34 protein-coding genes and 1 pseudogene are annotated in these 23,986 nt (G+C 52.6%); 29 read left to right on the top strand and 6 right to left on the bottom strand.

What is annotated here, in order from left to right:
• The first annotated feature begins 112 nt into the window (after positions 1 to 112).
• The 27 genes and pseudogenes from EKK48_19085 (at position 113) to EKK48_18955 (ending at position 16,447) form a co-directional block, all read left to right on the top strand.
• Positions 113 to 427, top strand: coding sequence for a hypothetical protein (locus EKK48_19085; protein RTL39155.1), 315 nt, complete (start codon positions 113 to 115; stop codon positions 425 to 427).
• Positions 428 to 498: 71 nt separating this feature from the next.
• Positions 499 to 888: a hypothetical protein gene (locus EKK48_19080; protein ID RTL39154.1), complete on the top strand. Its 390-nt coding sequence runs from the start codon at positions 499 to 501 to the stop codon at positions 886 to 888.
• A 114-nt stretch (positions 889 to 1,002) separates the two neighbouring features.
• Positions 1,003 to 1,386, top strand: coding sequence for a hypothetical protein (locus tag EKK48_19075; protein ID RTL39153.1), 384 nt, complete (start codon positions 1,003 to 1,005; stop codon positions 1,384 to 1,386).
• A gap of 63 nt (positions 1,387 to 1,449) precedes the next feature.
• Entirely contained in the window at positions 1,450 to 2,628 is a 1,179-nt protein-coding gene (locus tag EKK48_19070; GenBank protein ID RTL39152.1) for an RIP metalloprotease, read from the top strand.
• Between the two features lie 146 nt (positions 2,629 to 2,774).
• Positions 2,775 to 3,470, top strand: coding sequence for a hypothetical protein (locus EKK48_19065; protein RTL39151.1), 696 nt, complete (start codon positions 2,775 to 2,777; stop codon positions 3,468 to 3,470).
• A 119-nt stretch (positions 3,471 to 3,589) separates the two neighbouring features.
• Complete coding sequence (locus EKK48_19060) at positions 3,590 to 3,919, top strand: hypothetical protein (protein RTL39150.1); 330 nt, start codon at positions 3,590 to 3,592, stop codon at positions 3,917 to 3,919.
• Positions 3,920 to 4,111: 192 nt separating this feature from the next.
• Positions 4,112 to 5,791, top strand: a complete 1,680-nt coding sequence (locus EKK48_19055; protein ID RTL39149.1) for a hypothetical protein — start codon at positions 4,112 to 4,114, stop codon at positions 5,789 to 5,791.
• Positions 5,792 to 5,911: 120 nt separating this feature from the next.
• Positions 5,912 to 6,361 carry a hypothetical protein gene (locus tag EKK48_19050; GenBank protein RTL39148.1) on the top strand — a complete coding sequence of 150 codons (450 nt, stop codon included), beginning with the start codon at positions 5,912 to 5,914 and terminating at the stop codon, positions 6,359 to 6,361.
• 236 nt (positions 6,362 to 6,597) lie between these two features.
• Positions 6,598 to 7,092 carry a hypothetical protein gene (locus EKK48_19045; GenBank protein ID RTL39147.1) on the top strand — a complete coding sequence of 165 codons (495 nt, stop codon included), beginning with the start codon at positions 6,598 to 6,600 and terminating at the stop codon, positions 7,090 to 7,092.
• 50 nt (positions 7,093 to 7,142) lie between these two features.
• Entirely contained in the window at positions 7,143 to 7,448 is a 306-nt protein-coding gene (locus EKK48_19040) for a hypothetical protein (protein RTL39146.1), read from the top strand.
• A 35-nt stretch (positions 7,449 to 7,483) separates the two neighbouring features.
• On the top strand, positions 7,484 to 7,909 hold the full coding sequence (locus EKK48_19035; protein RTL39145.1) for a hypothetical protein: 426 nt from the start codon (positions 7,484 to 7,486) through the stop codon (positions 7,907 to 7,909).
• A 60-nt stretch (positions 7,910 to 7,969) separates the two neighbouring features.
• The gene (locus tag EKK48_19030; protein RTL39144.1) at positions 7,970 to 8,299 is read left to right on the top strand and encodes a hypothetical protein; all 330 of its coding nucleotides are present in this window, start codon (positions 7,970 to 7,972) and stop codon (positions 8,297 to 8,299) included.
• Positions 8,278 to 9,294 (top strand): hypothetical protein, encoded by a 1,017-nt coding sequence (locus tag EKK48_19025; protein RTL39143.1) that lies wholly within the window; start codon positions 8,278 to 8,280, stop codon positions 9,292 to 9,294. Before EKK48_19030 ends, EKK48_19025 begins: the two co-directional genes overlap by 22 nt.
• 118 nt (positions 9,295 to 9,412) lie before the next feature.
• Positions 9,413 to 10,048: a hypothetical protein gene (locus tag EKK48_19020; protein RTL39142.1), complete on the top strand. Its 636-nt coding sequence runs from the start codon at positions 9,413 to 9,415 to the stop codon at positions 10,046 to 10,048.
• Positions 10,049 to 10,234: 186 nt separating this feature from the next.
• Entirely contained in the window at positions 10,235 to 10,438 is a 204-nt protein-coding gene (locus EKK48_19015) for a hypothetical protein (protein RTL39141.1), read from the top strand.
• A gap of 110 nt (positions 10,439 to 10,548) precedes the next feature.
• A complete protein-coding gene (locus EKK48_19010) occupies positions 10,549 to 10,842 on the top strand; it encodes a hypothetical protein (protein RTL39140.1) in 294 nt (97 codons plus the stop codon).
• 181 nt (positions 10,843 to 11,023) lie between these two features.
• Positions 11,024 to 11,398, top strand: a complete 375-nt coding sequence (locus EKK48_19005; protein ID RTL39139.1) for a hypothetical protein — start codon at positions 11,024 to 11,026, stop codon at positions 11,396 to 11,398.
• Positions 11,399 to 11,648: 250 nt separating this feature from the next.
• Positions 11,649 to 12,092: a hypothetical protein gene (locus tag EKK48_19000; GenBank protein ID RTL39138.1), complete on the top strand. Its 444-nt coding sequence runs from the start codon at positions 11,649 to 11,651 to the stop codon at positions 12,090 to 12,092.
• Positions 12,093 to 12,172: 80 nt separating this feature from the next.
• Positions 12,173 to 12,829, top strand: a complete 657-nt coding sequence (locus tag EKK48_18995; GenBank protein ID RTL39137.1) for a hypothetical protein — start codon at positions 12,173 to 12,175, stop codon at positions 12,827 to 12,829.
• Positions 12,830 to 12,899: 70 nt separating this feature from the next.
• Positions 12,900 to 13,403, top strand: coding sequence for a hypothetical protein (locus tag EKK48_18990; GenBank protein RTL39136.1), 504 nt, complete (start codon positions 12,900 to 12,902; stop codon positions 13,401 to 13,403).
• 158 nt (positions 13,404 to 13,561) lie between these two features.
• Positions 13,562 to 13,768 carry a hypothetical protein gene (locus EKK48_18985; GenBank protein ID RTL39135.1) on the top strand — a complete coding sequence of 69 codons (207 nt, stop codon included), beginning with the start codon at positions 13,562 to 13,564 and terminating at the stop codon, positions 13,766 to 13,768.
• Positions 13,769 to 13,793: 25 nt separating this feature from the next.
• Positions 13,794 to 14,210, top strand: coding sequence for a hypothetical protein (locus EKK48_18980; GenBank protein RTL39134.1), 417 nt, complete (start codon positions 13,794 to 13,796; stop codon positions 14,208 to 14,210).
• A gap of 109 nt (positions 14,211 to 14,319) precedes the next feature.
• Complete coding sequence (locus EKK48_18975; GenBank protein RTL39133.1) at positions 14,320 to 14,532, top strand: hypothetical protein; 213 nt, start codon at positions 14,320 to 14,322, stop codon at positions 14,530 to 14,532.
• Between the two features lie 111 nt (positions 14,533 to 14,643).
• Entirely contained in the window at positions 14,644 to 14,928 is a 285-nt protein-coding gene (locus EKK48_18970; GenBank protein RTL39132.1) for a hypothetical protein, read from the top strand.
• Positions 14,929 to 15,019: 91 nt separating this feature from the next.
• Positions 15,020 to 15,430: a hypothetical protein gene (locus EKK48_18965; GenBank protein RTL39131.1), complete on the top strand. Its 411-nt coding sequence runs from the start codon at positions 15,020 to 15,022 to the stop codon at positions 15,428 to 15,430.
• A gap of 307 nt (positions 15,431 to 15,737) precedes the next feature.
• A pseudogene (locus EKK48_18960) lies at positions 15,738 to 15,896 on the top strand (Arc family DNA-binding protein).
• 128 nt (positions 15,897 to 16,024) lie between these two features.
• Positions 16,025 to 16,447, top strand: a complete 423-nt coding sequence (locus tag EKK48_18955) for a type II toxin-antitoxin system VapC family toxin (protein ID RTL39130.1) — start codon at positions 16,025 to 16,027, stop codon at positions 16,445 to 16,447.
• Between the two features lies 1 nt (position 16,448).
• Here EKK48_18955 and EKK48_18950 read toward each other — a convergent pair whose 3' ends face one another.
• The 3 genes from EKK48_18950 to EKK48_18940 all read right to left on the bottom strand — a co-directional run bounded on the left by EKK48_18950 (position 16,449) and on the right by EKK48_18940 (position 19,953).
• A complete protein-coding gene (locus tag EKK48_18950; GenBank protein RTL39129.1) occupies positions 16,449 to 17,102 on the bottom strand; it encodes a hypothetical protein in 654 nt (217 codons plus the stop codon).
• 163 nt (positions 17,103 to 17,265) lie between these two features.
• Complete coding sequence (locus tag EKK48_18945) at positions 17,266 to 17,925, bottom strand: hypothetical protein (GenBank protein ID RTL39128.1); 660 nt, start codon at positions 17,923 to 17,925, stop codon at positions 17,266 to 17,268.
• A gap of 66 nt (positions 17,926 to 17,991) precedes the next feature.
• Positions 17,992 to 19,953 carry a hypothetical protein gene (locus EKK48_18940; GenBank protein ID RTL39127.1) on the bottom strand — a complete coding sequence of 654 codons (1,962 nt, stop codon included), beginning with the start codon at positions 19,951 to 19,953 and terminating at the stop codon, positions 17,992 to 17,994.
• 225 nt (positions 19,954 to 20,178) lie between these two features.
• Between EKK48_18940 and EKK48_18935 the strand changes: the two genes are divergently transcribed.
• Positions 20,179 to 20,754 carry a nucleoside deaminase gene (locus EKK48_18935; protein ID RTL39126.1) on the top strand — a complete coding sequence of 192 codons (576 nt, stop codon included), beginning with the start codon at positions 20,179 to 20,181 and terminating at the stop codon, positions 20,752 to 20,754.
• Positions 20,755 to 21,209: 455 nt separating this feature from the next.
• Here EKK48_18935 and EKK48_18930 read toward each other — a convergent pair whose 3' ends face one another.
• Both EKK48_18930 and EKK48_18925 read right to left on the bottom strand, forming a co-directional pair.
• Entirely contained in the window at positions 21,210 to 21,797 is a 588-nt protein-coding gene (locus EKK48_18930; protein RTL39125.1) for a hypothetical protein, read from the bottom strand.
• Between the two features lie 171 nt (positions 21,798 to 21,968).
• Positions 21,969 to 22,154: a hypothetical protein gene (locus tag EKK48_18925; protein ID RTL39124.1), complete on the bottom strand. Its 186-nt coding sequence runs from the start codon at positions 22,152 to 22,154 to the stop codon at positions 21,969 to 21,971.
• Positions 22,155 to 22,431: 277 nt separating this feature from the next.
• Between EKK48_18925 and EKK48_18920 the strand changes: the two genes are divergently transcribed.
• On the top strand, positions 22,432 to 23,130 hold the full coding sequence (locus EKK48_18920) for a hypothetical protein (protein RTL39123.1): 699 nt from the start codon (positions 22,432 to 22,434) through the stop codon (positions 23,128 to 23,130).
• Positions 23,131 to 23,212: 82 nt separating this feature from the next.
• On the opposite strand, the gene hypB is transcribed toward EKK48_18920, so the two are convergent.
• Positions 23,213 to 23,986, bottom strand: a 774-nt coding sequence (gene hypB / locus EKK48_18915; GenBank protein ID RTL39122.1) for a hydrogenase accessory protein HypB, incomplete at its 5' end; no start/stop codon positions are given.

Raw genomic sequence — 23,986 nt, 5'->3', positions numbered from 1 at the left:
GGATTTTGGTTCCGCCGTTGAAGCCGCGACTTTTCTGAATGCGCACACGGTGCGGATATGGTGCGTATTCGGGAGGGCCGCGTTTACTCCAAATTAAGTCAGGAGTTCGCAAATGAGCATAGAGAGAAGGCGGAATCCATATCTTCCAGCCAACTGGAATGTATATGTGAACGACGCCTATATCAGCGAATTTGAGGCTCAGGCTCAAGCCTTTGCCGAACAACTCGAACGTCGAGTCGTAGAGTTGAAAGACCGCGGCTCAGCTCAGAACAATAGTTTGATCGCGGTTCAGCTTCTTGTCGCGCCCGATCAATCAGTGATAACACGGGCACTTCAGATCATGCGCAAGCGTGGCTTTAGTGTCACATGTGGTGACAGATTGCCCGGGCAGTGTTCTGCTGAATTCATGGTGCGGCGCGTCAAGTAACAGCTTCGCACCACGCTCTAACAAATGAAATGGTCACGTGCTGTGACTGTTCGCAACTTAGCGAGAAACTTATGAAAAAGGACACAGACCCGATTGCCCTCACGGGCAAGGTGTATGTGGCTGCGTATCTCGCCCCGTACTATCCTCGGTATAAATTGCCTGACCAACTTCAAAGAGGTGACATCAAAATCGATTGCCACCTCGATGAACAGGGTCGGGCTAATCGCGCCGGCAAAACCAGGAAATGTCGTTTGCGCGGTTACTCTGGATTTTTCACAGGAGTCGTCTATGACGGCGAATCCTGGCGCAAGTTCGACATTGCTGCCATCGTCGGAAGCAGTGTCAGGTACAGCAATCAGTCAACCAAGGCAGAAAAGATTCCTAGAGTTCTCAGCCAGCTGGAAGCAAAAGCTGGTCTGATTGCGGTCTATGGAATCGGAAGCTACTTGCTCGGGCAGTGATACTGCACGAATAGCATCTGAGGCGGCGAATCGCTTAGCGGAGTTGCCGCTTGCAGCAGTTTTGTTTTCTCGCAATCACCGATGTCTAATTGACATCAAAAACGGAGACTCAAAATGAGACATTCAAATACTCACACCTGGCTTCTCGTGATGATTGTGCTGAACATGATCGGGAGCGCCTGCACTTTGTTTGTCACCCTTGGAACCGCCGGCAAAGTCTTTAGACTCGAGCCTGTTGTGCAGGAATTGGTTCTTACCTATCGGCAGGAAGCTTTGCACCGTCATCGCCTGGCGTTGGCGAATGCCAACAAACATCCTGAAAATGTCGAAGCCAGGGCGCTGGTTGCTGAAGCCCAGAGGCAAATTGATCTGGGCGATCAGCTTGTCACCGAGGGCGAGGCTGCCACGGCACTCTCCTTCTATCGGAGCACTTTCCCTCTCATCGAGAAGATGGAAAATCAGCTCAAATGCGGCGAGTCATCCTGCGACATCGAATAATTTCAGATCGCATGTAAACGCGAGGCGGTTGTAAAACCGTTTCCCAACAGAGGAGCTTCAGCAATGAAACTTCGTTTGCTCAGACATTTACCATCAGCCATGGCGTTTGCCTGGATGGGTGGTATCGAATCGGTGGAACGGGCGGTTGTCTCCATGGGCGGCGGTGTGCCGGCATATGCAGCGATCTGGTTTGGCTGCATGATGGTGATCACCTTCCATGAGCTCGCTCATTGGTCAGTGGCTCGGCGCTGCGGCATGCAGACCCCCGTCTTCAGCGTCGGCTTCGGTTCACTCAAATACTCTTTTGTGCTCGGCACTTGGAAGGAAACGCAATGGCGCATCGGTTGGTTCCCGTTTGGAGGCTTCGTCTCCATACCGGAGCTGGCCGACGAGAGCATCACGTTCGGTGAGTTCGAGGGCTTGAAAGTCTTCCCGCTCTGGCAGCGAGCTCTTGTTGCTCTGGCGGGTCCCGCTGCCAATGTCATCTCGGCGTTCATCTTGCTGTTCGGACTGTACGCCTACTATGGTCAGCCGCTCAAGGAATTACGTTCGGTGGTCGATGAACTCTCTGACGTTCCTTCCATCGCTCGCAATTCGGGCATCATGATCAACGACCGAATCGTCTCGGTGGGCGGCACAAGTGTCACTGATCCACTGGCTTTGAGGTCGGTCATGGAGCGCTACAAGGGTGCGCCTGTCACTATCATGCTTGATCGTGGCGGTATCTCTGTGCCTGCGTTGGTTATCCCTGACAGTGACGGTCACATCGGCATGCGGACGAGCCCGATTATTGAGCGCGTCTTTTACCGGAGACCTCTGGGCGAAACGCTTAGCCTGGCCTGGGAGAAAACTGAGGAGACGTTTTTCAAAACGTTTGAGGGGCTGGGTATGGCTTTTCACCTGGTGAAAAAGCCTGACTCTCTGAAGGCGAGCGACATTGAGGTGCGTGGAATCATATACATGGCTCAGCAAGGTGCCGCTGCCTACGAATCCGGAATGTTCAATTACGGCTGGAGCTTGTTCGTGATCTCGATGGGACTGGGTCTGATCAATCTTGCGCCTGTGCCTGTCCTGGATGGCGGACACCTGATCTTCTACCTGCTCGAAGCGGTGCGAGGTAAACCCCTCGCGGCGCCCAAGCGCATTCTTGCTCAGAAGATTGGCGCTGGGTTGATGGTGTGCTTTATGCTCTACGGTTTCTGCAACGACATCAAGCACATCGTTATGAACCTGATCGGTTAGGTTGCTAAATAACAGCATGGGCTGGTGGTCTGCATCAGCCCATGTTGAGGAGTTGACCATCCACAAGCCGGCTTGGTCCGATGCCACCAGCATCGGTGCCAAAACATGGAGAGCATTGTGCTCAGTTAGAGAAAGGGAAAGCAAGCATGACTATCGATGCCACCACTCCCGTGCAAACGAAGCCCTCGAAGCGTAGCGTTGCCTGGCAAGCCCTGCGCGTTCTGCTCGAAGCCGAGCAGTCCGTCAGTCTCAAGTTCAAACCGGCCGAAAGCGCCGGTTGGCTGATGGCGCGATTCCGGGGCATTCCGTGCTATCTGGCCAAAAGCGAGATCGCCGGCACCGCCGACCAGGAGGTCTACGAGCTCTCGGTCAAGGTCGTGAAGACCAGTCGCAAGCTGCGCAGTGCGCTTGTCACCACGCGCCTGTCGGCGACCATCGAGCAGCTCCAGCAGGAAGCTGCTGAGCGGCAGGCTCTCGCTGTCAAGCGTAAACGCGGTCTGGACAAGCAGGCTGCGTCCGAGAAGGCGGCGCTGGCGGAATTCGGCCGGCTCAAGGAGGGCGCCACCGTCAGCGGCACCGTGCTTCATTCGATCAAGCTGAAACCGAAGCGTGGCAAGGCGAATCTGCTCTACTTCGTCAAGATCGGAGAGCATCTCGTCGGCGCCATTCGCGAGCAAGATCTTCCCTTCGTGGACGGCAGCAAGACTCGTCGCACGCTCGCGAAGGGCGAAAAGTTCGACGTGCGCGTGCACCGCAAGTACGCGAAGGTCGACCAGAAAACCGGCAAGTCGAAACCCAAGGTCGATCTGACGTGGGCTGTTTCGGCGCCGGAAGGCGAATAACTGTTCGCCTGCTGCCAGATCGTCCGGGTTACGACCCGGGCGAAACAGGTGATTACGGTGCCACCAGCACCGGTATCGCAACATGCAAGCGCTGATGCGCTCAATCAAGGAACATGACGATGACCAAGCAGAAAACTGTCGCTCCGGAAATCACTGTGGGCGGTCTTCAGTGGGATTCGCGTTTCGGGTGTAACGCCTTCTCAGCCAGGTTTGCGCAGTGTCGGTCAGCTGCGCGACAGCTCTCCGAACGAATGCAGAACCCTCTCGTTCTCTTCGACGAGTACGACCTGATGTTCAGCGCGCTTCGGCGTATTCCTCGCGGCCCGAGCCCGGCTGTGCGGAAGTTCTTCAACAACCTCAGGGTCCGCAGTCTCGTTAACAACACTCCCACGCTCCCGGCGGTTGGCTCTTTTCCGTCCGAACGTTTCCAGGGTGTGCGGCGGCGGTGAAACCGATTCGAGGCTCTTCACACAGACGGAGAAATCCGTCCGGTCAAGTGAGAGGTCAGATATGCGACGAAGCATGCTTTGTCGTTTGCCAGATCGCCCGGGTCACGACCCTGGCGAAAAAGTAAATACGGTGCCACCAGCACCGGTATCGCAACAGGCAAGCGCTGATGCGCTCAATCAAGGACGATGAACATGATCAATCTCAACAACATCACCGGCACTGTCTCTTCGAAGAAGAAGGCGGGCGTCGTTGTCAAACTCGCGGACGGTCGTCGGGGCTTTCTGCCAACCGCCGCATTCGGTGACGTTAACCCCAAGAAGGGCGACACGCTCACTGTGGACATCGTGTCCCAGGAGAAGGACGCGCTGCAGCTCGCCCTGAGCAAGAAAGAGACGGCTGGGCAGAAGTACCGCGAACTTCAGGAACGGGAGCGGAACATGCAAATCAACCACCGAGACCCTGGTACGGTCGCTCTTATCACCTACCCTGGTCATGGACTCGACCTCGGTCAGATGCCGGTCAACGATTTCACTCACATGATGTTCGGCGTGGAGATTCCCTCGGATGCGGTTGACGCCGAGGGGCAGGGCGAAGAGCTCTCCAGGTTCGTTGGCGCGCACGTCAGCGCTTCGGAGTCGCATACGTTCGTGCTCGGGGTCACCAACCCTCTGGCTGGTGGGCTCGATCCCGTTGCGGCCCAGTATCTGGTGGACGGTCCGGCGGATGAGATGAGTCCTGGTTTGGCGGCGGCGATTGAGGATGCGAAGACGTGTTTCCTCGGTTGCACCAACGTGGTCGATCCTGTTCCTGAGGACGGACCCCCGGTTCGCAGTCCTCTGCTCTTCACCGAGACCGAGCACTCCTGCGGTGCGCTCGAGGAGGTGATGGCTCAGGCTGCGCCAGCCGACGAGGGCACGGTCACGCCTGTCACCGAAACGAAGAAGTCGCTCGGTGACAAGAAGGGACCTCGTTCGAAGGCATGGGAGGAACTGCGCGGCTTCGCTGCTGCGGAGCGGCGCTTTCAAGTGACCTTCAAACGGGTCGTCGGTCAGCCTGGTCTGCTGGGCTTTTACAATGGGGTGCGTTGCTTCCTGCCGCAAAGCGAGCTGCCCAGCAGTTTCGATATCGGCTCGGTGCCTGCGAAAGGAACTGTCGAGTGGGTTAAGGTAGTTTCGACCAGTCGACAGAAGAACACCTGCTTCGTCTCGATGCGGATTAGTGTTCCGCTGGATGAACTCCTCAAGGCTTACGAGGGGAACATCACCAAGACCGCCACAACTCGAAAGGAGACTCTGGCGGCGATCGAGCGAGATTACGAGTGGCTCTCTGAAGGGCAGGATGTCGACGGCACTGTCGTGAACATTCTCACCCATCCCGGAAAAGATGGTCAGGAGCCTCGGTTTCTGTATTTCGTCAAGGTCGGGACCGAGCTTGCCGGTGTTCTGCGGTGCAACCAGGTGCCGTTCGTGAAAGGAACGCGCCAGCGCCGTGTTTTCAAGATCGGCGACCAGGTGCATGTGCGGGTTGCGCACAAGTTCCGGCGAGTGGACGAGAAGACAGGAGCGAGCATGCCGAAGGTCGATCTTTCCATGCGTGGTCCCGCTCATCCGAAGCAATCGAAGAACCGGCCCCCTCGCGTTTGGACCTTCGGTGAGAAGACCAATGCGCCCGGGTATACGGTGCATTCGAAGGCCGGCAATGAGCAGGACCGTCGCGGCAAGGGTAAAGGAGGCAAGCCCGGTCAGGGCAAAACCGGAAAGAATGGCGGCAAGGACAAGAGAAAGGGCGGTAATACCCAACCGCACTTGACCGCGCCTGGCACCGCCATTGGTGACAAGCTGCAGGCTGCGCTCGCCGCTCGTCTGGCGTAAAACTGATATGTTCAGTTAACAGCGCGACTACAAAGAAACTGACAGCCGGCATCAGCTGGCTGTCAGACCTCGCTTCGCCTCAATTCCAGGGCGGGCACTTTCGAGAGGAGGTGAACAGTCATGACGGAAAGAACAAAAGCGTCGTTGTGGCTCGAAGCAGCGGCCAGACATCTGATCGACGAGTCGATTCTTGGTTGTTCCGAGGTCTTCGCTCGGTTCACCGGGGCGAGAGGAAAATCGATTCAGATCGTGATTGCCCGCAGCCCTGTCAGGTCGCCGCGTGGCAAACTCAGTGTCATCATTGATGGCATCTGGGTTCACACGGATGACAGCGATAACGCCGCGTGCGGCTCTTCGCTGAAATTCGAGAAAGTTTGCGCTTACGCCGAGCGAAGCTCGATTTCAGAGCCTCTGTTTGGCTTCCTGAAGCGAGAACTCGGAGAGCTTGGCCCGATTGATCTCCAGATGGAGGGAACGGACCGAGCCGGAAATGTGTGTTTCGAAACCGTCGTCTACTCAGACGATGGGATTAGTTTCACCACCGGTGTGACCATGTCTGCTGCATGGTGAGCCGCACTGACCTGACCCAACAAAGAAGTCGGCTTCACAGCCGACTTCACTCTCATCTGACTCTGGTTCCGATTCGAGTCTGGCTTTCGCCAACTTTGCTGAATGCGCATGTCTTGTGCGTATTCAGGAAGGTCGGAGAACCTGCTGGAGCATTTCAAAGACCTCATCGAGAGGTGAGGTGATGCTTCTTGCGGCTCGATGGAATCTTCCAAAACACTCTAAATCAGGAGACTAAAATGTCGGAACTCATTAATAGTTCTCTGCGAAGAATCGCAACGTTGACTCTGGTCAGCTACTTCGTGCTGCCCATGGTCCCCGGTGTTGTCTTTTCCGGGGACATCCTCTCTGCGGCAAGATTCGGCTTTATGCTGTTCATTGCCACCCTCGGCGATCTCGTTGAGGTCGCGCTTGTGCTCTGGGTGGTGAGTCAGATCAGCAACGGCAAATTTTTCTTCGACTTCAAAATGGAGGCGAAGAGCGTTTTGGCACCGTTCTTCATCAGCGCACTGGCTCTGGCTCAGGTGCAGCATATCGGGCGCAAATCCGCTGTGCTGGAATTCGACGGATGGTTGCCCATGTTCGAGTCGTCGCTGATTCTGGCGCTCTCTGTCTGGGTTGTCTGTCTGACGTTTGACACTCTGCTGTTCGACCTCAACGTCGATCGGCAGGGTTCGCGTCCGCGCGGCGGCAAGAGGGTTCGCGTTACCGTGCCGTCTTGCCGGCAGCGTTGAATCGATCGAATTGTCACAGGTGTCACAGGTCAGAACACTAAGGAATCAAAATGTTCGAAGATCCGAAGAAAGTCGCCGAGGCTGCTGGTGTTGACGTGGCTGTAATCATGGTTGTCGAGCCGAAAACTCGACAACTCGTCGATCGCTTGCGCACGGCGTTTGCTTCGCATGCATTGGGTTTGGAACCGCATCTGACTGGATTCGGCGAGCCCGATTACTACGAGTGCCCGTGCTGCAAGTCGCGCATGAATGTGCGCGGCAGCGCGTACGAGCGCCGTGCCATCGATGATCCGGCGATGACTCACAATCCGGATTGTGTGCTGGCTGAGCTCAGCCAGTTGGTCGGTAACGTCTGACTATAAACCAATCGTCATGCAGTTAACTGGAGAACATGGAAATGCTTAGCAGCAATCATGAATCGGCTGCGCGTGCGCTTGCGCAGATACTCGAGCAACAGAACCTCGCGAAGAACTTCGATGCTGAACGCGAGGATCGTAGAAAAATGGAGCAGGCTCAAGCCGCGGCGGTGAAAGCTGCGCGCGACGCTCAGCTTTCGGCGGCGATGCCGCGAGTTGAACGCATCATCGAGGAGACCAGTCACAGGCTTAAGACGAGGCTTGATGACGGATATGTGTTCGCGATGATCTTGGCACCATCCGAAGTCCGGACTGACAGTGATGACTTTATCCACGTTGCCGTGGAGGCAATCGCTGCCAGCTACGTGGAGAAATTCTTCCAGTCGGCCGGTCGGGTGGTTAAGGTCTCCAAGGAGATGCGTTCCTGGGGACCGCCGGAGTACGAAATGCGTGTGAGGTAATCAGCAGTAGAAACGCAATGGCGCCTAGCCATTTTGCAGAGAAACGAAAGGAATGACGTCATGAAGACACGTCAGGAAAATTGGCTGCAGTCGGCTTGTATAATCGGGCTTGGACTCATACTTCTTATCACGGAAGTCGTGGGGCTCAAGTCCAATCATTCCGGCTTGACTGTCACTGCCATGGCGATCGAAGCGGTCGGAGCTTTCACTTTCGCGCAGTGGATCTGCGCGGATTTGTGCTTTGGCTTCTTCGCTGGCGCTTGTGTGGGTGCGATTTGTGCGTTGATCGGCGCGTCGCTGAGTGCTGTGATGGGACTACCGTCGCTGCTCATCATGCCGCTGGCAGCGCTCTTCACGTTCCTGAGCGGATGGTGGTACCGCAACGCATAAGCGGCTTTATCTTCAACCTCCAAACATGGAGAGTTCACGTGGATCATATCGACCCCACTCGCAAGCCGTCGCGCCAGGACCGAGGTCAGGCAAGGCGTCGGCACAGGGAAATTGTGGTGAAAGGAGGCGGAAACTACATAGCCTCTATCACCGCTCCCTGGAACAGGAGCATTGCTCCGTATCAGCTGCTTGAGTATATCGACTGTCCTGCCGAGTATCTACGCCACGCAGAAGGCGATTTGCCTTTGACCGCTGCTCCAGTGACCCGGGTGGTTGGAGCCGTGGTGCACAAGCAGATAGCCACAGCTCCGCTGAAACGTGAGAGCGTAGCGACTGCCGTTTCGATGGCGGTCTCGGAGGCGTCTGCTAAAGTAGTTGCGCCGCGTATTCCCAAAGAGGAGATTGAGAAGGCCGTGATAACGGCCAGATCGATGGTCAAGGTGGCGACTCGCGCTGCGAGGCGAGAAGCTCCTCAAATCACTCACCCCATTATCAAGGAGCCGAAGGCGTTCTTTCACTTTGACGAACGGACCAGGACATTCTGGGTGGTTAAACCGGACCAGCTGAGGGTCGTGAATGACGGGCGCAGCACGTTCGTCGGGGTAGACGACACCAAAACCGGTCGTCATCGTCATCGGTTCGCCCATCTGGTGCCGTTCATGATGGGGCTGGTGGTTCGACGCTCCAGGGCCTGGGAAAAGTTCTGGGGTCTGACCTTCAACGGAAACGTGAAGACCAGGCTGGTCTACCTACGCGCTCCGGACGGCAGCCAGCTGAGTCGCCCGGAATGGGTGCTGGACACAATCAAGCCGGAACTGAATCCTGTGCAAAAGGAGCGTCTTGCGGGCATCGAAGGTTATATCAGAGACATCGATGCATCGTGGGAACGCAAGCATTTCCTTGTGAAGCCAGGCTCTCACTGTGAGGGCTGTGACTATCGCAGTGATTGCAAAGTTGGGCAAGAGTGGCTGAATGCTCAACTCGAAGCCAGGTGAGAACTGTTCGGAATGTACGATCGGCATCTGCCCAGTAGTTCGTTCGGCATGTTCTAGACAATGTGAGTGGCGAGCAATTGCCACTTGCTTTTTCTCGTAACAGGAACTTTGGAGAATCGTGATGATCTACATCTCTTCCGAGAACGCGGATCTGACCTTCGACCGCGCCGCTTACCTCGCCAACCTGGCGGAGAAGGTGGAAAACACCCGTGAGTGGTGCGTGCGTCTGATCAAACCGTGGGAAACCGTGCTGGTTTGCCACTGGTCGGCGTGCGAGACTCTCTCGTGGGCCGATCGACTTTTGCGCGCCGTGCCGCTCTTCGAAGAAATGCCCCTGCAGTATCGGCTGGCCATCGAGTGGCTGAACGAACAGCCGGACTTGAAGTATCGCATCGTGCATCTCGGAGACCGGACGCGCGTTGAAGTGCAGGCGCCGAAAGACCAGTTTTTGTCGGCCGCCGTCTCCCACTTCAAGGCGTTGTTGGCTGCCGCACATGCAAGAAGCGCCAATTCCCCGCGCTTCGAAAGCGGCAACAGGGAGACCCAAGTGAACGCTCTCGTTGTCGAATGGAAACTCTGCCCCCGGACGCTCAAGCAGAGGATCCTCGGTCAGGCGCCGCTCGAAGAAAAAATGCCGGAGCATGCGCACTGGGTTCTCGATTGGCTGCGCGGCAATGGTTATGAGTTCGAGTTCGTGCCGTGCGGCGGCTTCCAGGGGCGTCCTCTCAACTGGGGCGTTTTCGTCAACGTCTAAACAAAACACAACCAGTTCGGCGTAATTCCGAAAAATCTCCGGTGGTCGGGTAGCGTCGTTGTGGAGTAAGGTGGTGGCGACTTAGTTGCCACCACATAAACTTGCGGGGCAGAAGCATTCTTGCTGCTGCTCTGAAGCTGAAACCGGGTTCCATCCTGGAACCATCACACAAGTGTGGAGAAGGTTATGCACGCTCTCATCGTCACTTTTGCGCTGACTCAAGCGGCGCGCCAGACCTGGCTCGATCAGTCTGACGAACTGTCGCGCCTCGGTTTGGTCGTCCCTGCGGTGTGCCTGAGTGCGCTCACGGCGTTCGCGTTCGGACCCATCCTCGACCTGCAGCAGCAGGTGGTGGACAAGATCTCCGCGGGCGTGAATTTTGGCGACTGATGGTCGACAAACTCAGTCTGCTCTGACTGAATTCTTCTCGAGGGACCTAGCTGCGCTTTTCTGAATTGAAAGTCAGCAACTAGTTCCCTGATAAAACTCGGAGTAAAGCCATGGAGTTCGACTTTGCCACCTGCGCCCTGTTTGGAATTGGTTTTGTCGTGGGAGCGTTCGACTACGCCTGCATGGGAATGAACCAGGACTTCATCGACAAGACGAGTCACATTGGACTGTCTGGGGGATTGAGGCTGGGAATCACGGCCGTTGTCGTGCTGGTGCTTGGGGTCGTGGAGAATCTGATATTTCAAAAGTTCTGGCCGGATCTAGCGGAACCGGTCTCGTTCATCAGTCTTATCATTGGTGGCTACTTACTTGGTGGCGCCTTTGCATTTTACGATCGAGATTAGCGATTGGCTTCCTTCGTGTGCTAACGCCTATAGCAGCAGGAGAGCATCTTTGTGTTCTCCTGCTGCTTTTGAATGTTCCATCTATGTGTTCAAATCTCGTCATCAAGTTACCTGTTGCGCTCAACACATCTTCAACCAAAGTCGATGGCTAGCCGTCATCGCACAACCGAGGACTGCAAAAATGACACAGTCTCAGAACGCTCTTGCTGTTACGCTCGCGGTGCTTGTTGCCGCCGTTCTTGGTTGCATCATCGCCATTGTCGATCTTGCGTCCAATCAGACCAAGTTGGAAGCCGATAACAACGATATCGTCTGGAGCTATCGGCAGCTGGTCTTCAGTCGTTACGTTCAGGCACTCGACAAAACAAGCAAGTATCCAGAGAACATTGAGGCTCACAAAATGGTGCACTTTGTTCAAGTAACAATCAAACAGGCGGATCATCTGTTGGACGATGGCAATATTCATGCTGCTCTGCCAACACTTCGCGAAGCCGGTTATATGACTGAACAGGTCGAAAACTATCTCTCCTGCGGGCAGAGCTACTGCAACAATTGATCCTAGTAAGTTTTTTCTCTTGAAATTTTAAGAGCATACGAAAGGCTCATTCTTTCTTGAGCTTTTCGTAATAGACAATCTTGGTGTGCGAATGAAAAAGATGCTGGCGAGTTAACTCGCCAGCATCTCAGTTCAAAGGCGACTTTGCTGAATAAGCATCTTTATCGTGCTTATTCAGGAAGGTCGAGAAATCTCTCGGCATTCCATTCAAGGGAATCATTCATTGTCGTCTGAAATACAGGAGGTAAAGATGAATGTCGTCAGTATCCTTGAACTGCAATCGAAGCGAGCGTGGCCGATGTTTGTGGCTGCGGAAGGTCCGGATGCAAATAAATTGGCAATGGACGCCGCAATCTCCACTCTTGAGGCTGCATTTTCGCTGTTCCTCGAAAGGGAGATGGTCTCCGCCAATGACGAAGGGACCGTTCAGTCGGTGATTCGTCAGGAACTCGAAGAGGCTGTGTTGATGGGGCTTGCTTTGAGCGAGAGCCATTGGTTGGCCGCCATGCTCAGGGCACATCAAATCGCAGAAGCTAAAATCGCGGAATGCGCAAAGAAGCCCGCGACTTATGAATCTGCTCTTGCTGCCCAGTCTGCCAAAAGGTGGGAGAAGGCGCAGTTCGGAGCAGCCAGAACGGCGCAGATTGCCATCCATTGGCTATCTGTGCGTAACCCGAAGAAGGTCGCAGCCTGAGGCTGCGCACCTCGTAAGTCACCTCACAGCAGCTTTCGGATTTGGCTGCATAGCCGATCCGACCAAAGAAAGCAGCACAAATGACGCAGGATCAAAACGGAACAACTGTTCCTCCGGACCAAACGAGCGAACCTGTTCCTCAAGTGCAGGTCGTGAATGGAAAGTTCGTCTTTGAGTGGACTGGCCTGATGACCGGCTGTCAGTCGAAGATCGTCGTCCTGGAGGAGTTCGCTAAGCAGCATCCGAACTCCGAATTGTCGGTGATCTTCAGCAGCGAGGGAGGTGGTGTCGATGACTGCCGGAAAGCCTACAACAGCATTTTGCTGATTCGGGCGATGTACAGCGTGCGCTTCGTCTTCATCGTCGTCAAAGCTCAAAGTTGTGCGCTCTGGTTTATCCAGTGCGCAGACGTTCGAATTGGGTTGCCTCGCGCGGCCCTGATGTACCACTGTGTGAGGTGGGACATGAAGGGACCGCAGAGCGCGGCTGACCTAAAACGAGCGCAGCATTCGATTGAACGCAATCAGAAGGAGTTCACTCAGATTCTATGCTCTCGGGCAGCGAAGCCGAAAAAGGCTGCTCGAAAGTTGGCGAAGAAGATCAGCGACGGATTCGACCACATCTTCTCAGCGGAGGAAGCGGTCGAAAATGGTTGGCTTGATGTTGTCTACGAACCGGTATTCGTTGACGCCAAGGGCTATGTCTCGGCTCTGCTTGCGGGTAACTCTGCAAGCTGATGTCATATCTGTCCGGCGATAGCACTATATTTGGTGCTATCGCCGACAACGTAGAAACGGAGCTACTTTCATGTCTAACGTGCATCATGCCAGCGCGAATGTCGACTCGATTAACGAGAACACTGCGTGGTGGGCTGATCTGCTCTTCATGCTGCCCGGGTTAATGGAGCAAATGAGCCACTACCATAGCGTCAGCTTCCAAATTCCGAAGGATTCCTATAACGAAGTCTTCGGCTTTCACCGCGAATGTTATTACCTGCCGTCGTGGAAAACCGAGCCGAGAGGCTGGCTGGTCGATCTGATCGAAAGGCTCAAAGACCTCGGATTTGAGCCGAAGATTCGCATTTACAGAGCTTGCACCGGCGGCGTCGCCAACGGCATTTATTTGTATTCCGAGCTCTTTGTTCCGCTCAAAGGTTCGGGTCAAGACTTCTATGATTCGAGGTTTAGCGATGCGTGTTTCGACAAACCAGCGTGTCGTCGCCCCGAGGTTGAAATCTCCAACGAACAAGTTTTCATGCTGGTCTGTTTAATAGTTGCCTTCGGCCTCTTCGCTGCAGGTTTCTATTATTAACCAGAAGAATCACGCTTGGAGCAGCATATACAGCACCGAGGTGATCGAAGACGGTCGTTAATGCTGCATTAATCACTGGATTGACGCTACGACCGTGAACACAGGTGTGGACGCAATGGTGCGCCCGCGCCAACGAACGATCAATGGAGTGAAATACCATGAAACGCCAGATCATCAAATTCACGATGCATCCCTATGAAGCCGCCGCTCTTGAGCGGATGAATTTCAACTTGGAAATAGGTGAAGAGTTCGTCGAACTCGATCCTCCCAGCGAGCTGATGCCCCCGGAGGCAGGATATGTCTTCGGCTTCGCTGCGGGTCATCACGTTTGGGTGCCGGAGTCTCATCTGTCGCCGCGTAGTTAATCAACTCGTTTCCGGGAGAAATCGAATGTTTGCTATCCACAAAAGAGCCGCGCGGGAGCTCAAGCGTAAGTTTGAGAGCCTGTCTGCGAGTCAGCGTGAGGACCTCCGCCAGATTGAGTCGGCGCAGGCAGAAGCCGCGGCTTTTGCGCGCCAAACCCAGCTTTCGGCCGAGCGGGAACTGGTCGATCGCATCATTGCGGACGTCAGTCAGAAACTTCTCGACTCGCGCAGGAAAGGCTCTGTGATCGTGCTAACGATGACGGGGTCCGAGGTTTGGAAAAGCCACGACGACTGCGGCAGCGAAATCTTGGGAGTGCGTCCGAGCGCTGTCGTGGCGAGTTACCTGGCCCAATTCTTCCGCGAAGCTGGCCGGGTGGTTACGATCAGGAATCGTTCTTCATCGCGTAATGGTCGTGAAGATTACGTTCTGATGGCTGCCTGACCAGCCTCGTTAACAATGCCCCAGGGGCGGTATCACCGCTGCCTGGGGACATCGAAGTACGTCAATGCTGGTCAGGAAATGGTTCCTGACCAAGACAGGAGTATAAGAAATGAGAGTTTTTGCTGGTATCGTCACCTTCTTTATCCTTCTCGCTGCCATTGCGGCTCTTCTCGTTTTCAGCGGACCAGTCATTGTGCCACGGGTGCCGGAGTGGGAGGTGCTGATTTTCAAGCTCGCCCTCTTCTGCACCGATACCGTCGTGATCTCTTACTGCCTGTTGTCGCTGGAGCGCGAGTTCTACGTTCGCGGCTTCAAGTCGTGAATGATCGATTCTAATCGAATCGGAGAAGAACCACAGGCGGTATCGATTGCCTGTGGTCGCCGAAGCTATAAGTTGCGGTTTTCCTGACAGAAATAACATGGGGTGTCTAACATGGCTGATGTTCTCTCTTCGCCGATGCTGGCGCTGCTCTTTGGTCTCGTTGCTGGCTGGCTGACTCTATCGTCACTCAACGGTAAAGGACCTTCCGCCGGCACTGCTGGTCTTCTGTTGATCATTCTGGCCGCGGTCGTTGTCGTTCTGGGGGCGCTCTCGGTGTCGATCTTTCATCTGATTCTTGCGGGAACCACTGCTCTTGTCGTTCTTTCGCAAGTCTCGACTTTCGCCGGGGCGTTTTTGGTCGGCGCCATCATTCAGTCATTTCTCGGAAAGAACTGATCGAGGCTTTCGCGGGAAGCCACAGGCGATCGAAGTGCCTGTGGTCGGTTGATACAACTCCAGGTCCTCGAAGGAAAATCAGGAGATCTCTATGTCCAAATACAAAACTCCTCTCTGGACTAACTTTCACCACGTGGATAGAGTGGCATACGCCAATATTCAGCTGGAGATCACGCTAGTCTGTTTCGCAATCACCATTTATTTTGGTTCCGGTGAGGTGGTCCCGGCCCTGTTCCTCCTCACGTGGGCGGTTGATTCCTTGTCGCGTATCCGGCGACTTTATTGCGATGTCAACGAGACGCCAAAAATGAGCGATTATGATCGGTTCATCGATCTGGTCAGGCGAATGCTCTGGTGCTCGTTCATCGTCTCACTGGCCACTTCTACTGGCGGAGTTTTGTTTGGGCTCGCGGTCTTGTTGACGCAATCCGCGATCATTCGTTGGGCGCCGAAAGAAATTCAAGTTCTGCGCGGCGTTATTACCATCTGGGAGTTCCACTGATTCTTATGCCGCAGTTAGGCAGAACCAAGTTCCATCGATAATGCCCTAAGTTCGGGGCACCAAGAACACCATATGCGGCATTTCGCCGTATGTGGTGTTCTTGTAATTTTTTTCGGCTTTGTAGTAGACTGGTCTATTAGTTTCCGTGTTCTACTCATCGCGGGTTGGCTTGGGTAATCTGAACTGCAAAAATCTCTCCTGGAAGGTACGTACCCACTCTAAACCCATTCGACCTCTACATCCACTTGCTAGCATTGGATATAATTTGATAGCATTGCTACCAAATTGAGCTACTTCAGAGGTGAATTTGGGAACGATAACCGTTAGAAATCTGCCTGAGGAAACTCATCAGGCGTTAAGGGTCCGTGCAGCTCAAAATGGGCGTAGCACCGAAGCAGAAGTGCGAGCAATTTTGGAATCAGCAGTGCGACCTCAAGACAGGATGAAAGTTGGTTCTGTTCTTGCAGCATTTGGAGACAGATACAAACTCGATGATCTAAAAACTTCGCTCTTACCTAATTTCACCGATGCCTCGAGTATTCTGCGCGATGCAAGTAAGCACGAACACGATTCACAAGATGGAACGAACATCAAGTGATTATTCTAGACACATGTGTTGTTGCAGAAGCGCTCACGCCTGGACGAGATCCGGCGCTGATCGAATGGCTCGATAGACAATCGGCCGAAACTTTGTACTTGACCGCAACAAGTCTTTCTGAATTGTTGATGGGCGTGAACGAAATAGCCGATGGCAAAAGAAAGAATCAGATTCGTTCTGCCCTTGATTTGTTGATTGATCGGCTGTTCTCATCGAGAATTTTGCCTTTCGACCATCTCGCAGCGCTCTCCTACTGTTCATTGCTGAATGCTGCGAAATCTGGAGGCACAGACGTCACGAATGCTGTTGCAACAATCGCTGCCGTCGCTAGTGTTCATGGCTTCGTAGTCGCAACGCGGGATTGCGCTTCATTCGAATCACTGGGTGTGCAGACGACCAACCCCTGGACGGCAGGTTAGTCTACAAGCGTGAACGCAATTCGCTGCTTGCATTGAGTTCATTCAGGAAAGAAGCGACTTTTGGACTCTGTTCATGCTTGTATTTGTAATAACTGTATCCTGCTGCTCCTGCCATACCGAGAAGCGTCGCGCCGCCAACACATCCAGCGACTTCCAGGGCCAAAACCGAGTGTGATGCGCCCCTTTGCAAAGCTGTGAGCCCGATTGCCTCTAGTGGCGACAGAACACCTGCAACGTAGGATGTATAATAAGCCGCTTCCTTAATGTTGCTCTTAGCATAACTGCTCAAAAAACTGCTTTCGCCAGATCGAATCTTGTCGAAACCTTCCAAATCAGATTTGCTGATTCCATCTTTGTGTTTTTTGTCGAGCGGGAGATCGCCGGACAGGCAATCGACTACATCAAAGTTGTCTAGCATCACTTGAACGGCTTTTCTTTCTACACCATTTACCACATTGTAATTAACAGCATTCTCTAGTTCTCGCTTTTGTAATAGTCCGTCGCGATTCAGATCGACTGCATCAAATGCTTGCAATCCCGAACTTTTAAAATTCGATTCGTTAACGCTGGATTGATCAGAAAAACCACTTCGAGTGAAGTGATTTGCTGTATTTTCGATTTGTATGTGTGGTGTATGATCAAATCTTCGACTCATTCGCTTGCCCTCTGAGCATGCAGGTTTTCACACCGTGCATGTGTGTGTCGTTTCGTTCGTTCGAGTATATCTATCCGCACGACGAACTTTTTTGACACCACATATGGTTCTCAGTTGATCATTTAATATTCAATTAAAATCTTCAATTCTGCTGAAGTCAAAATTATTGCACTGCATATTTCGCGATCAGCTTTCTAGCCTGAGAACGTGCATCTGCAAGCTCTTGCGAATTTATTCTAGTTTCCAAATTCGATAAAATGGATTGTGCTTCTGCCGGTGCTCTTCCGATTTGTTGTAGATCGAGTCGGCGCCCGACTATCGACGTCAACACTGCTGTCTTGTTGCCGGCCAGATCAAATCCGCTCGCCAGCATGTCTTTGTTAACGGCTGACATTGCGCTCGTTCCAATTGTTCTTATTCTTTCTTTCTGGAAGAATGGTGCCACGTGCTCGAAGTCGACAGAGTCGGGTGAGACGTGGTTTGGGTCTATAAAAGCAGTCCCGAAACGCCGCGGGTTTAGTAGTAATTTCTCTTTCCCTTCAGTAATTCCGACCAGCGGTTTGAGTGTATTAATCTCCGTGATCCATGTTACTTTATGACCGGCTGACTCTAGCGAATCGCGCATTGCTTTACCCATAAAGGGTGCCGCTTCTACAACTAACACTTCTGTGCCTTTTCGTTTCAGATGCAACGCTGTTGCCGCCACGGCAGCCGCACCAAGACCAATTGCCTCCTTGTGTTCGTATGCTGATTTCCAGAGGGACGATGGGGTACTTTCACTCGACCTTGTTTCGGAATTTTCTGGTCGATCTGTATGTGTCATTGATTGTTTCTTTCTTCTCGGATGCGCCCAGTTTGCCTTGTACCCTACGTTTTCGCTTGCTTGAGACTAGCTCACGATTCTGAACGCTCGTGTGCCACCATAACCCTGACCCTTGATCAGATGTTGCACGTGATCGCTCGCTTCCTGTCCTTTACCGAGATAAACGGCAATGTGACCGGCATACCGTTGGCCGATGGTTCGACCGTATCCTGCTGGTTGGTGAACAAGTACATCTCCCGGGCGAAGGTCGCTTGTCGAGATCTCCTGCACTCGTGGGTTGCGCGCTAACTGCTCGGCTGAATCTTTTGCATATGAACCTTGCAGATGAATTCCAAATGGTTCGAGTGCTTGTCTTACGCCGCGTTTGCAGTATCCAACGCTTCCCATAGATTCAGCAACATGCTGCGCTCGACTGGCGATTTGAATTCCCAGAGGCGATCCATCACCGCCGTCTTTGAATTCGATGCGGTCTCCAGCTTGAGACATTTGTCGTGCGGTCGCCAAACTGTAGGCTTTCTGCGCGGCATCTTTGATTTGCATTCCGGACGGGTCATTCTGTTCTTCTTGAGTAAGCTCACCGACGCGTTTGCCCTTGAGCCATGCCAGCGCAGCTGTTCCAGAATCGCCGTGAGATTCTTCCGCATACTGTTTGCTGAGACCAGTTGCGATTCTTTCTTGCAGTTCTTTCGGCAGTTCGCTTTTCAGTTCGTCTGCGGTGATATTGCTGTTTCCGTCACCAAGTCTATTGGCCAGATTTTGTAGTCTCTGCACCGACTCGGCCGTAAATCCTTCCGGCAATTTGCCTTGCTTGATCAACTCGGCGATTTTAGCTGGATCGGGCGGCTCGCCAAGGTTTAGACCTGCGAGCCAATTGGATATGTGGTGCTTTGTCAGACCATATCGACCAACGGCGTGGCCACCGTCACTGGTGCGGCGTATAGTCTCATAAGGATGATCCTTATCGGCTTGAAACAGAGCGGCAACTGTGTCTTTGAAAGCAGCTGCTGAGTTGGTTTCACCCTTTTGAATAGGAACTTCGCGCTGAGGGAAGTATCCGTCCGCTGCGTGCCGACTTATGCTGCCGTGACCTGCGCCTTTGAATCGACCGAGATTTTCCACAGCGTGCTGTGTTTCTGGCGAAAAATCTTTTCCAAGGGAATCAGTCTTACGCGCACCGATCGATTTTTGTACTGACTCAGGAACCAGGTTCTGTTCATCATGAAGTGCGACACCGTCTGTTCTAGCTTCTGGATATGCACTATGGATTCGTCCCTGGAGATATTTCAGCAAGTCGGCTTGAGCTTGCATTTGCCTGGCATATTCTGGATTCTGTCTCGGGTCGACCTGTCCTTCGCTGCGTTCCATTTGTACGACAATGTTGCCGTGTGGATTAGCTTCGAAGTCGCGGTGGACCTCAATTGTTCCATCTTTGCGAATGACGAAATCTGGTGACTGTTGTCCGCTTCCATTCTGACCTTGTGCGTCGCCATATTGCACTACGATTTCAGGCTGTTTGGCTCGTGTGTCACCGCTTCCGGCATCGCGCATTCTTGACGTATCTGCGGCAAATCTTTCTGGGGCCGCTGTTCTTTGATATGTTTCGGTTTGCCCTTGATGTGTTTCGGCTGGTCTTGCATCATGGAAGACGCCGCGTTCAATTAGTGAACTGACGCTGTTTGTTGCGTCTCTGGCTGGAATGAATCCGGATATTTTCAGGTCGGGCAGGTTGTATCGCGGATCTTCTACTCTGCCTCTAGATTCGCTGGCAGTCTCGGTGGCAGCGCCAGCACCGGCACCTGCGCCGGCAGGGTGACTGGACTTGCGTCTTCTGTCCGAAATGGCAAAGGGATGCAGAGCTGCACCGCCCCCATCTGATGCGCCTGCATCAGCTGACTTGTAAGATTCGCCAGGACTGGAGAGGGCAGCTACGGCTTCTCTATGCATGGCATGATGTCCGTCACCGTGTGAAATATGCGAACGGTGATGGACTGTATCTCTTCCTTCAGAAGATCCAACTTCACGTGTCACTGATGCTGTACTCCGTCTAGTTGCCTGGGTTCAGTCGAGGTGTATTTCCCTGGAGAAATCTCAATCTGAAGCTTCATAGTAATGTTGCAAGACCCCTCATAAAATCCGTATAAAAAACGTGCGGACGAATTGATCAGAAGGAAAACTGTTCGGACAACTCAACTACGAATTAGCAGAAATATTCTCGAGTGGGTAAATAGAAAACGGTTCCTAGAGGTTCAGTCGATGACAGAATGGAAAATTACCCGTCGCAATGCCATTTTTTCAGCAGCAGCTGCTTTCGCTTCATGCTACTCGCATATAAAGGTAGAAGCTGCTAACGCGAGGAAATTTCCCGAGCTAGACCACGATCATTTTATGCGCCTTGCAATCGAACAAGCTAAGAAGGTACCCGAATGTCCCTTTGGATCAGTAGTTGTGAACATCAAGACAAAAAAGGTCGTGGCGGAGGGGTGGGTGCAAGTCGAAAAGAACCCGATCTGGCATGGTGAGATGACGGCTATTCGAAATTGCCCGGACGGCGACAAATCGTTCAACTGGCAAGACATGTGTTTGTACACTACTGGTGAATCGTGTCCTATGTGTCAGTCGGCGATTGTTTGGACGAAGATGCCGCTTGTTGTCTACGGCAGCTCGATTCCGTTTTTGCAGACTTGTGATTTTGGCCAGATAAACATAAGGGCTCAGACGGTTGTGAATGCGTCACGATATGGCAAATGCACCATCATTGGTGGTGTGTTGGCTGATGAATGCAACGAGCTCTTCAAACACGCAAAAAAATTGAACGATCTAAAGGCTTAAGGTGGATTGCTCCGAGTTTCGTTTGAGTGCGATGGGAATCTGATGGGCCTAAGTCGTATTAACCGCATTTGGTTCCATTTTCTGTGGAGTGATTTTATGCCTGTTTAATACACACTTCATTACGGTAGTTGCAAAGAGACTAAAGGAAACAAAAATGCAACACACAAGCAAGCGCAGTCTTAGTGCGCTTGTCAGAATTGAGGTGGGTTTATGACATTTATAATCGGAGCTGCAATCGTATATGGATTTGTTACTTACGTAATCTTGAGGTCGCCAGGAAGTTGTTCGGATTTCGGCGAATCATATTCCTCTGGAAGCGGTGCGCACAACTTGTAGTTTGAGTGGCTCTCGCCTGATTGTGCTGACTCAGGCGAGAGTGATTCTTACTATGCAAGGTTTATGCCAAGAGTCGCCTAGTGTGTGCCACTATATGCGGTTAAATGTGCGTTTGTATTCTAGCTTGTAAGCACATTAAGCGCTTCTGTAAATTTGACGTACCATCCAAGGTGTTTGCTCGAAAGCATGCCGGATTGTCTGGTTAGCTCTCGAACAGTGTACAGCAGCGTCTGGCTTACATTGAGTTGAATCACCTCATGTGGTGAAGGAACTCTCTCGATATTCAATGGAACGATTGAATGATTCGGAAGCGGTTTGAAGATCCAATCCCCTTTTACACCGAGTGGCAGATCTCGACCAACCCTCAGCGGAACAATTCGTCTTAGTTGTTCAAAGCGGCTCAGGCTGTCATATCCGAAGCGACCCAGATTTGCAGCTTCACCGCCGTGTAGGAAAAATCCCTTTACGTGTGACCGAATCAAAGCTAATCCGTCTTCGGTCAAACTTATTGTGAAATCGTAACTTCTATCGTTAGCGGCAAAGCGTGCTGATTCACCAGGGAAGATTTCGTCGTCTTCAAATGTCGTGATGCGACTGATACCGCGAGGGGCCAGTTCTTCAAGCAGAATATCTTGAGCCGAAAACCCTCTCGCCAGTCGGGATTTTACAGCAGACATCATTTCTGGAACGTTTGTTGTCGTGATCATTCCAAATCTTCTCGATTCGACACAGGCATCTACACTGGGCGTAGAGAATGCACTGCACCGTGAACCAGCACCCCTAGATGATCTAATGTGAGGCATAAAATTCTCGTCAAATGCGAGCCTTTGACGACGTGCAGGTTACAAATTGGAATGATCAGTCCGTAGACTACTTGTTTAGCGCGTTGCTGGAGAGTCCGATCCTGCACCAACATCGATTTCCGCAGCTGTTTTGTTCAATGTCGAAACATAGCCACCGTTCGGGCTTCTATATCTGGATTCGATTGCCAGTCGGACCAATAGAGCCTTTGCTTCATGATCTGATGCAGGCGCTGAATTTGTATTAGTAATCATTTCTGTCATGGCGCGAAAAATCCTTAGACACCAACGTTTAACAAGATAACTTTCGTCGATCAAATAGGCGTAAAACGGCGACGATTGATTTTTGACGTACTAATTATTGAATGGTGTTGAATCGGATTTGTGCAGGTATGCATTTTATGAGAATTTGACGCATCTGAATTTAGTCTCAGAAATACCAGCATCGCTGCCGGTGCACGCCATGATAGTTAGCCGAGTGACGTGCAAGCTTGCGAAATTTTTTTCTGCTGGTGTTGTATCTCCAAAGGGAGTTTTTACTATGAGCCATGCGCAATCCGATTTTAAAACTGACGTCAGGCATGATGTGCACTTACCCAGTAATGATCACATTTCAGCGGCGCGCGACCAGGTCTTTGATTACGGTCGAAATTCTGGTGTGCTTGCGAAGACATTCGCAGCGAGTCATGAGGGTTCTGTCGATCGTGATGGTTCTGGCAAAGTAGCTGCGTTGAACTTCGATCATAATTCTATATATGGAGATAGAGCATCTGGTGCGGCCGCGAAGGGAGGACGCTCTCGTGAGCAGAATTTTGCTGGCGATGACGAGAAACAATCAGGGTCTCGCGGCAAAGCAAACGATAGACCTCGAGACAATCGTGGGTCTGGTTCGAAACTGGCCGGAGGAACCGACGATCTGCAGTCGCATGCGGATAACATGGCTTCCGGAGCGGGCGATCAACCTAAGGGGTCTCTTTCTAATTTTGGAAATGGAAGGCAAGAGTACTCAGAGCGGTTGCCGGATAACTGGGGTTCGATGAGCGATCTGGAGAGACAGGCATGGCAAGCACAATTCAAGAAACGGGCGAATGAGGCTATGGGTATTCGCAACGAGCCTCGTCTGGGTGTCGATCCGGAAACTGGCACATGGACTGGCTATGCTGGAGAGGAGCCAACTGAGGCTGAGAAGGAGCAGATGCGCAAGATTGAGCAAGACCCACGACGACCGCATGCGGTCTAGCTTAGCTCGTTAAGCAGGACCAGCCGACTGAACGTCTAGCAGTCTCTGAGTAGAGTCGACGGCGCCTTGCACTCTGCTCAGATTAACTTCGATGTGATTTCAACCACTCGTACCAGGCTTCGAGACCATCGCCTCGGGTAGCTGACACTTCGAAGATCTTGATGTGAGGATTTACTGATAGAGCAAATTTCTTACACGCATCAATGTCAAAAGTCAGGTATGGCAAAAGGTCCATTTTATTTAGCAGCAATACCTCTGCTGCCTGAAACATATGCGGATACTTGACTGGTTTGTCCTCGCCTTCTGTAATGGATAGGACTGCAACCTTGCATTTCTCGCCCAGGTCGAAGAGGGCCGGGCAGACGAGGTTTCCTACATTTTCGATGAACAGTAGTGAGTCACGTTCGGGTGCCAACTGTTTCAAGCCGAGGGCAAGCATCTCCGCATCAAGGTGGCAACCAGCACCGGTATTGATTTGTACGACTTTTGCACCTGTGCTCTGAATTCTTCGCGCATCATTTAGCGTTGCTTGATCGCCTTCAATCACAGATATAGTAATGTCGTTTTTCAGATCTTTTATGGTCCGTTCGAGCAGCGTCGTCTTTCCTGCTCCCGGTGATGCGACTAGATTGAGCGCAAGAACGTTTGCACCTTCAAACCATCCACGATTCCGCTCGGCAAGCTTGTCATTTTTAGCGAGAATTTGCTCCTCGAGGCTGACCACTTTGGACTTTTGTTCCTGACCGCGTGAGTGATTGTGCGAGTGGTCATGATCGTGAGAATGTCCGTGATCGTGCGAGTGGTCATGATCGTGAGAATGTCCGTGATCGTGCGAGTGGTCATGATCGTGAGAATG

It is taken from the genome of Candidatus Melainabacteria bacterium (assembly GCA_003963305.1).
Taxonomy (GTDB): domain Bacteria; phylum Cyanobacteriota; class Vampirovibrionia; order Obscuribacterales; family Obscuribacteraceae; genus PALSA-1081.
Note: the sequence above shows the minus strand (reverse complement) of the source record. Positions and strands in the feature narration are given on the sequence as shown.

Excerpts from the sequence above, each read along its gene's own strand:
- EKK48_18965 (RTL39131.1), top strand. The coding sequence starts at position 15,020 with ATGTCCAAATACAAAACTCCTCTCTGGACTAACTTTCACCACGTGGAT.
- EKK48_18925 (RTL39124.1), bottom strand. The coding sequence starts at position 22,154 with ATGACAGAAATGATTACTAATACAAATTCAGCGCCTGCATCAGATCAT.
- EKK48_19040 (RTL39146.1), top strand. The coding sequence starts at position 7,143 with ATGTTCGAAGATCCGAAGAAAGTCGCCGAGGCTGCTGGTGTTGACGTG.
- EKK48_18950 (RTL39129.1), bottom strand. The coding sequence starts at position 17,102 with ATGAGTCGAAGATTTGATCATACACCACACATACAAATCGAAAATACA.
- EKK48_19035 (RTL39145.1), top strand. The coding sequence starts at position 7,484 with ATGGAAATGCTTAGCAGCAATCATGAATCGGCTGCGCGTGCGCTTGCG.
- EKK48_19045 (RTL39147.1), top strand. The coding sequence starts at position 6,598 with ATGTCGGAACTCATTAATAGTTCTCTGCGAAGAATCGCAACGTTGACT.
- EKK48_18920 (RTL39123.1), top strand. The coding sequence starts at position 22,432 with ATGAGCCATGCGCAATCCGATTTTAAAACTGACGTCAGGCATGATGTG.
- EKK48_18930 (RTL39125.1), bottom strand. The coding sequence starts at position 21,797 with ATGATCACGACAACAAACGTTCCAGAAATGATGTCTGCTGTAAAATCC.
- EKK48_18985 (RTL39135.1), top strand. The coding sequence starts at position 13,562 with ATGAAACGCCAGATCATCAAATTCACGATGCATCCCTATGAAGCCGCC.
- EKK48_19060 (RTL39150.1), top strand. The coding sequence starts at position 3,590 with ATGACCAAGCAGAAAACTGTCGCTCCGGAAATCACTGTGGGCGGTCTT.
- EKK48_19030 (RTL39144.1), top strand. The coding sequence starts at position 7,970 with ATGAAGACACGTCAGGAAAATTGGCTGCAGTCGGCTTGTATAATCGGG.
- EKK48_18970 (RTL39132.1), top strand. The coding sequence starts at position 14,644 with ATGGCTGATGTTCTCTCTTCGCCGATGCTGGCGCTGCTCTTTGGTCTC.
- EKK48_19000 (RTL39138.1), top strand. The coding sequence starts at position 11,649 with ATGAATGTCGTCAGTATCCTTGAACTGCAATCGAAGCGAGCGTGGCCG.
- EKK48_18945 (RTL39128.1), bottom strand. The coding sequence starts at position 17,925 with ATGACACATACAGATCGACCAGAAAATTCCGAAACAAGGTCGAGTGAA.
- EKK48_19070 (RTL39152.1), top strand. The coding sequence starts at position 1,450 with ATGAAACTTCGTTTGCTCAGACATTTACCATCAGCCATGGCGTTTGCC.
- EKK48_19055 (RTL39149.1), top strand. The coding sequence starts at position 4,112 with ATGATCAATCTCAACAACATCACCGGCACTGTCTCTTCGAAGAAGAAG.
- EKK48_19025 (RTL39143.1), top strand. The coding sequence starts at position 8,278 with ATGGTGGTACCGCAACGCATAAGCGGCTTTATCTTCAACCTCCAAACA.
- EKK48_19015 (RTL39141.1), top strand. The coding sequence starts at position 10,235 with ATGCACGCTCTCATCGTCACTTTTGCGCTGACTCAAGCGGCGCGCCAG.
- EKK48_19050 (RTL39148.1), top strand. The coding sequence starts at position 5,912 with ATGACGGAAAGAACAAAAGCGTCGTTGTGGCTCGAAGCAGCGGCCAGA.
- EKK48_18935 (RTL39126.1), top strand. The coding sequence starts at position 20,179 with ATGACAGAATGGAAAATTACCCGTCGCAATGCCATTTTTTCAGCAGCA.
- EKK48_19075 (RTL39153.1), top strand. The coding sequence starts at position 1,003 with ATGAGACATTCAAATACTCACACCTGGCTTCTCGTGATGATTGTGCTG.
- EKK48_18980 (RTL39134.1), top strand. The coding sequence starts at position 13,794 with ATGTTTGCTATCCACAAAAGAGCCGCGCGGGAGCTCAAGCGTAAGTTT.
- EKK48_19010 (RTL39140.1), top strand. The coding sequence starts at position 10,549 with ATGGAGTTCGACTTTGCCACCTGCGCCCTGTTTGGAATTGGTTTTGTC.
- EKK48_18990 (RTL39136.1), top strand. The coding sequence starts at position 12,900 with ATGTCTAACGTGCATCATGCCAGCGCGAATGTCGACTCGATTAACGAG.
- EKK48_19085 (RTL39155.1), top strand. The coding sequence starts at position 113 with ATGAGCATAGAGAGAAGGCGGAATCCATATCTTCCAGCCAACTGGAAT.
- EKK48_18975 (RTL39133.1), top strand. The coding sequence starts at position 14,320 with ATGAGAGTTTTTGCTGGTATCGTCACCTTCTTTATCCTTCTCGCTGCC.
- EKK48_19005 (RTL39139.1), top strand. The coding sequence starts at position 11,024 with ATGACACAGTCTCAGAACGCTCTTGCTGTTACGCTCGCGGTGCTTGTT.
- EKK48_19065 (RTL39151.1), top strand. The coding sequence starts at position 2,775 with ATGACTATCGATGCCACCACTCCCGTGCAAACGAAGCCCTCGAAGCGT.
- EKK48_19080 (RTL39154.1), top strand. The coding sequence starts at position 499 with ATGAAAAAGGACACAGACCCGATTGCCCTCACGGGCAAGGTGTATGTG.
- EKK48_18995 (RTL39137.1), top strand. The coding sequence starts at position 12,173 with ATGACGCAGGATCAAAACGGAACAACTGTTCCTCCGGACCAAACGAGC.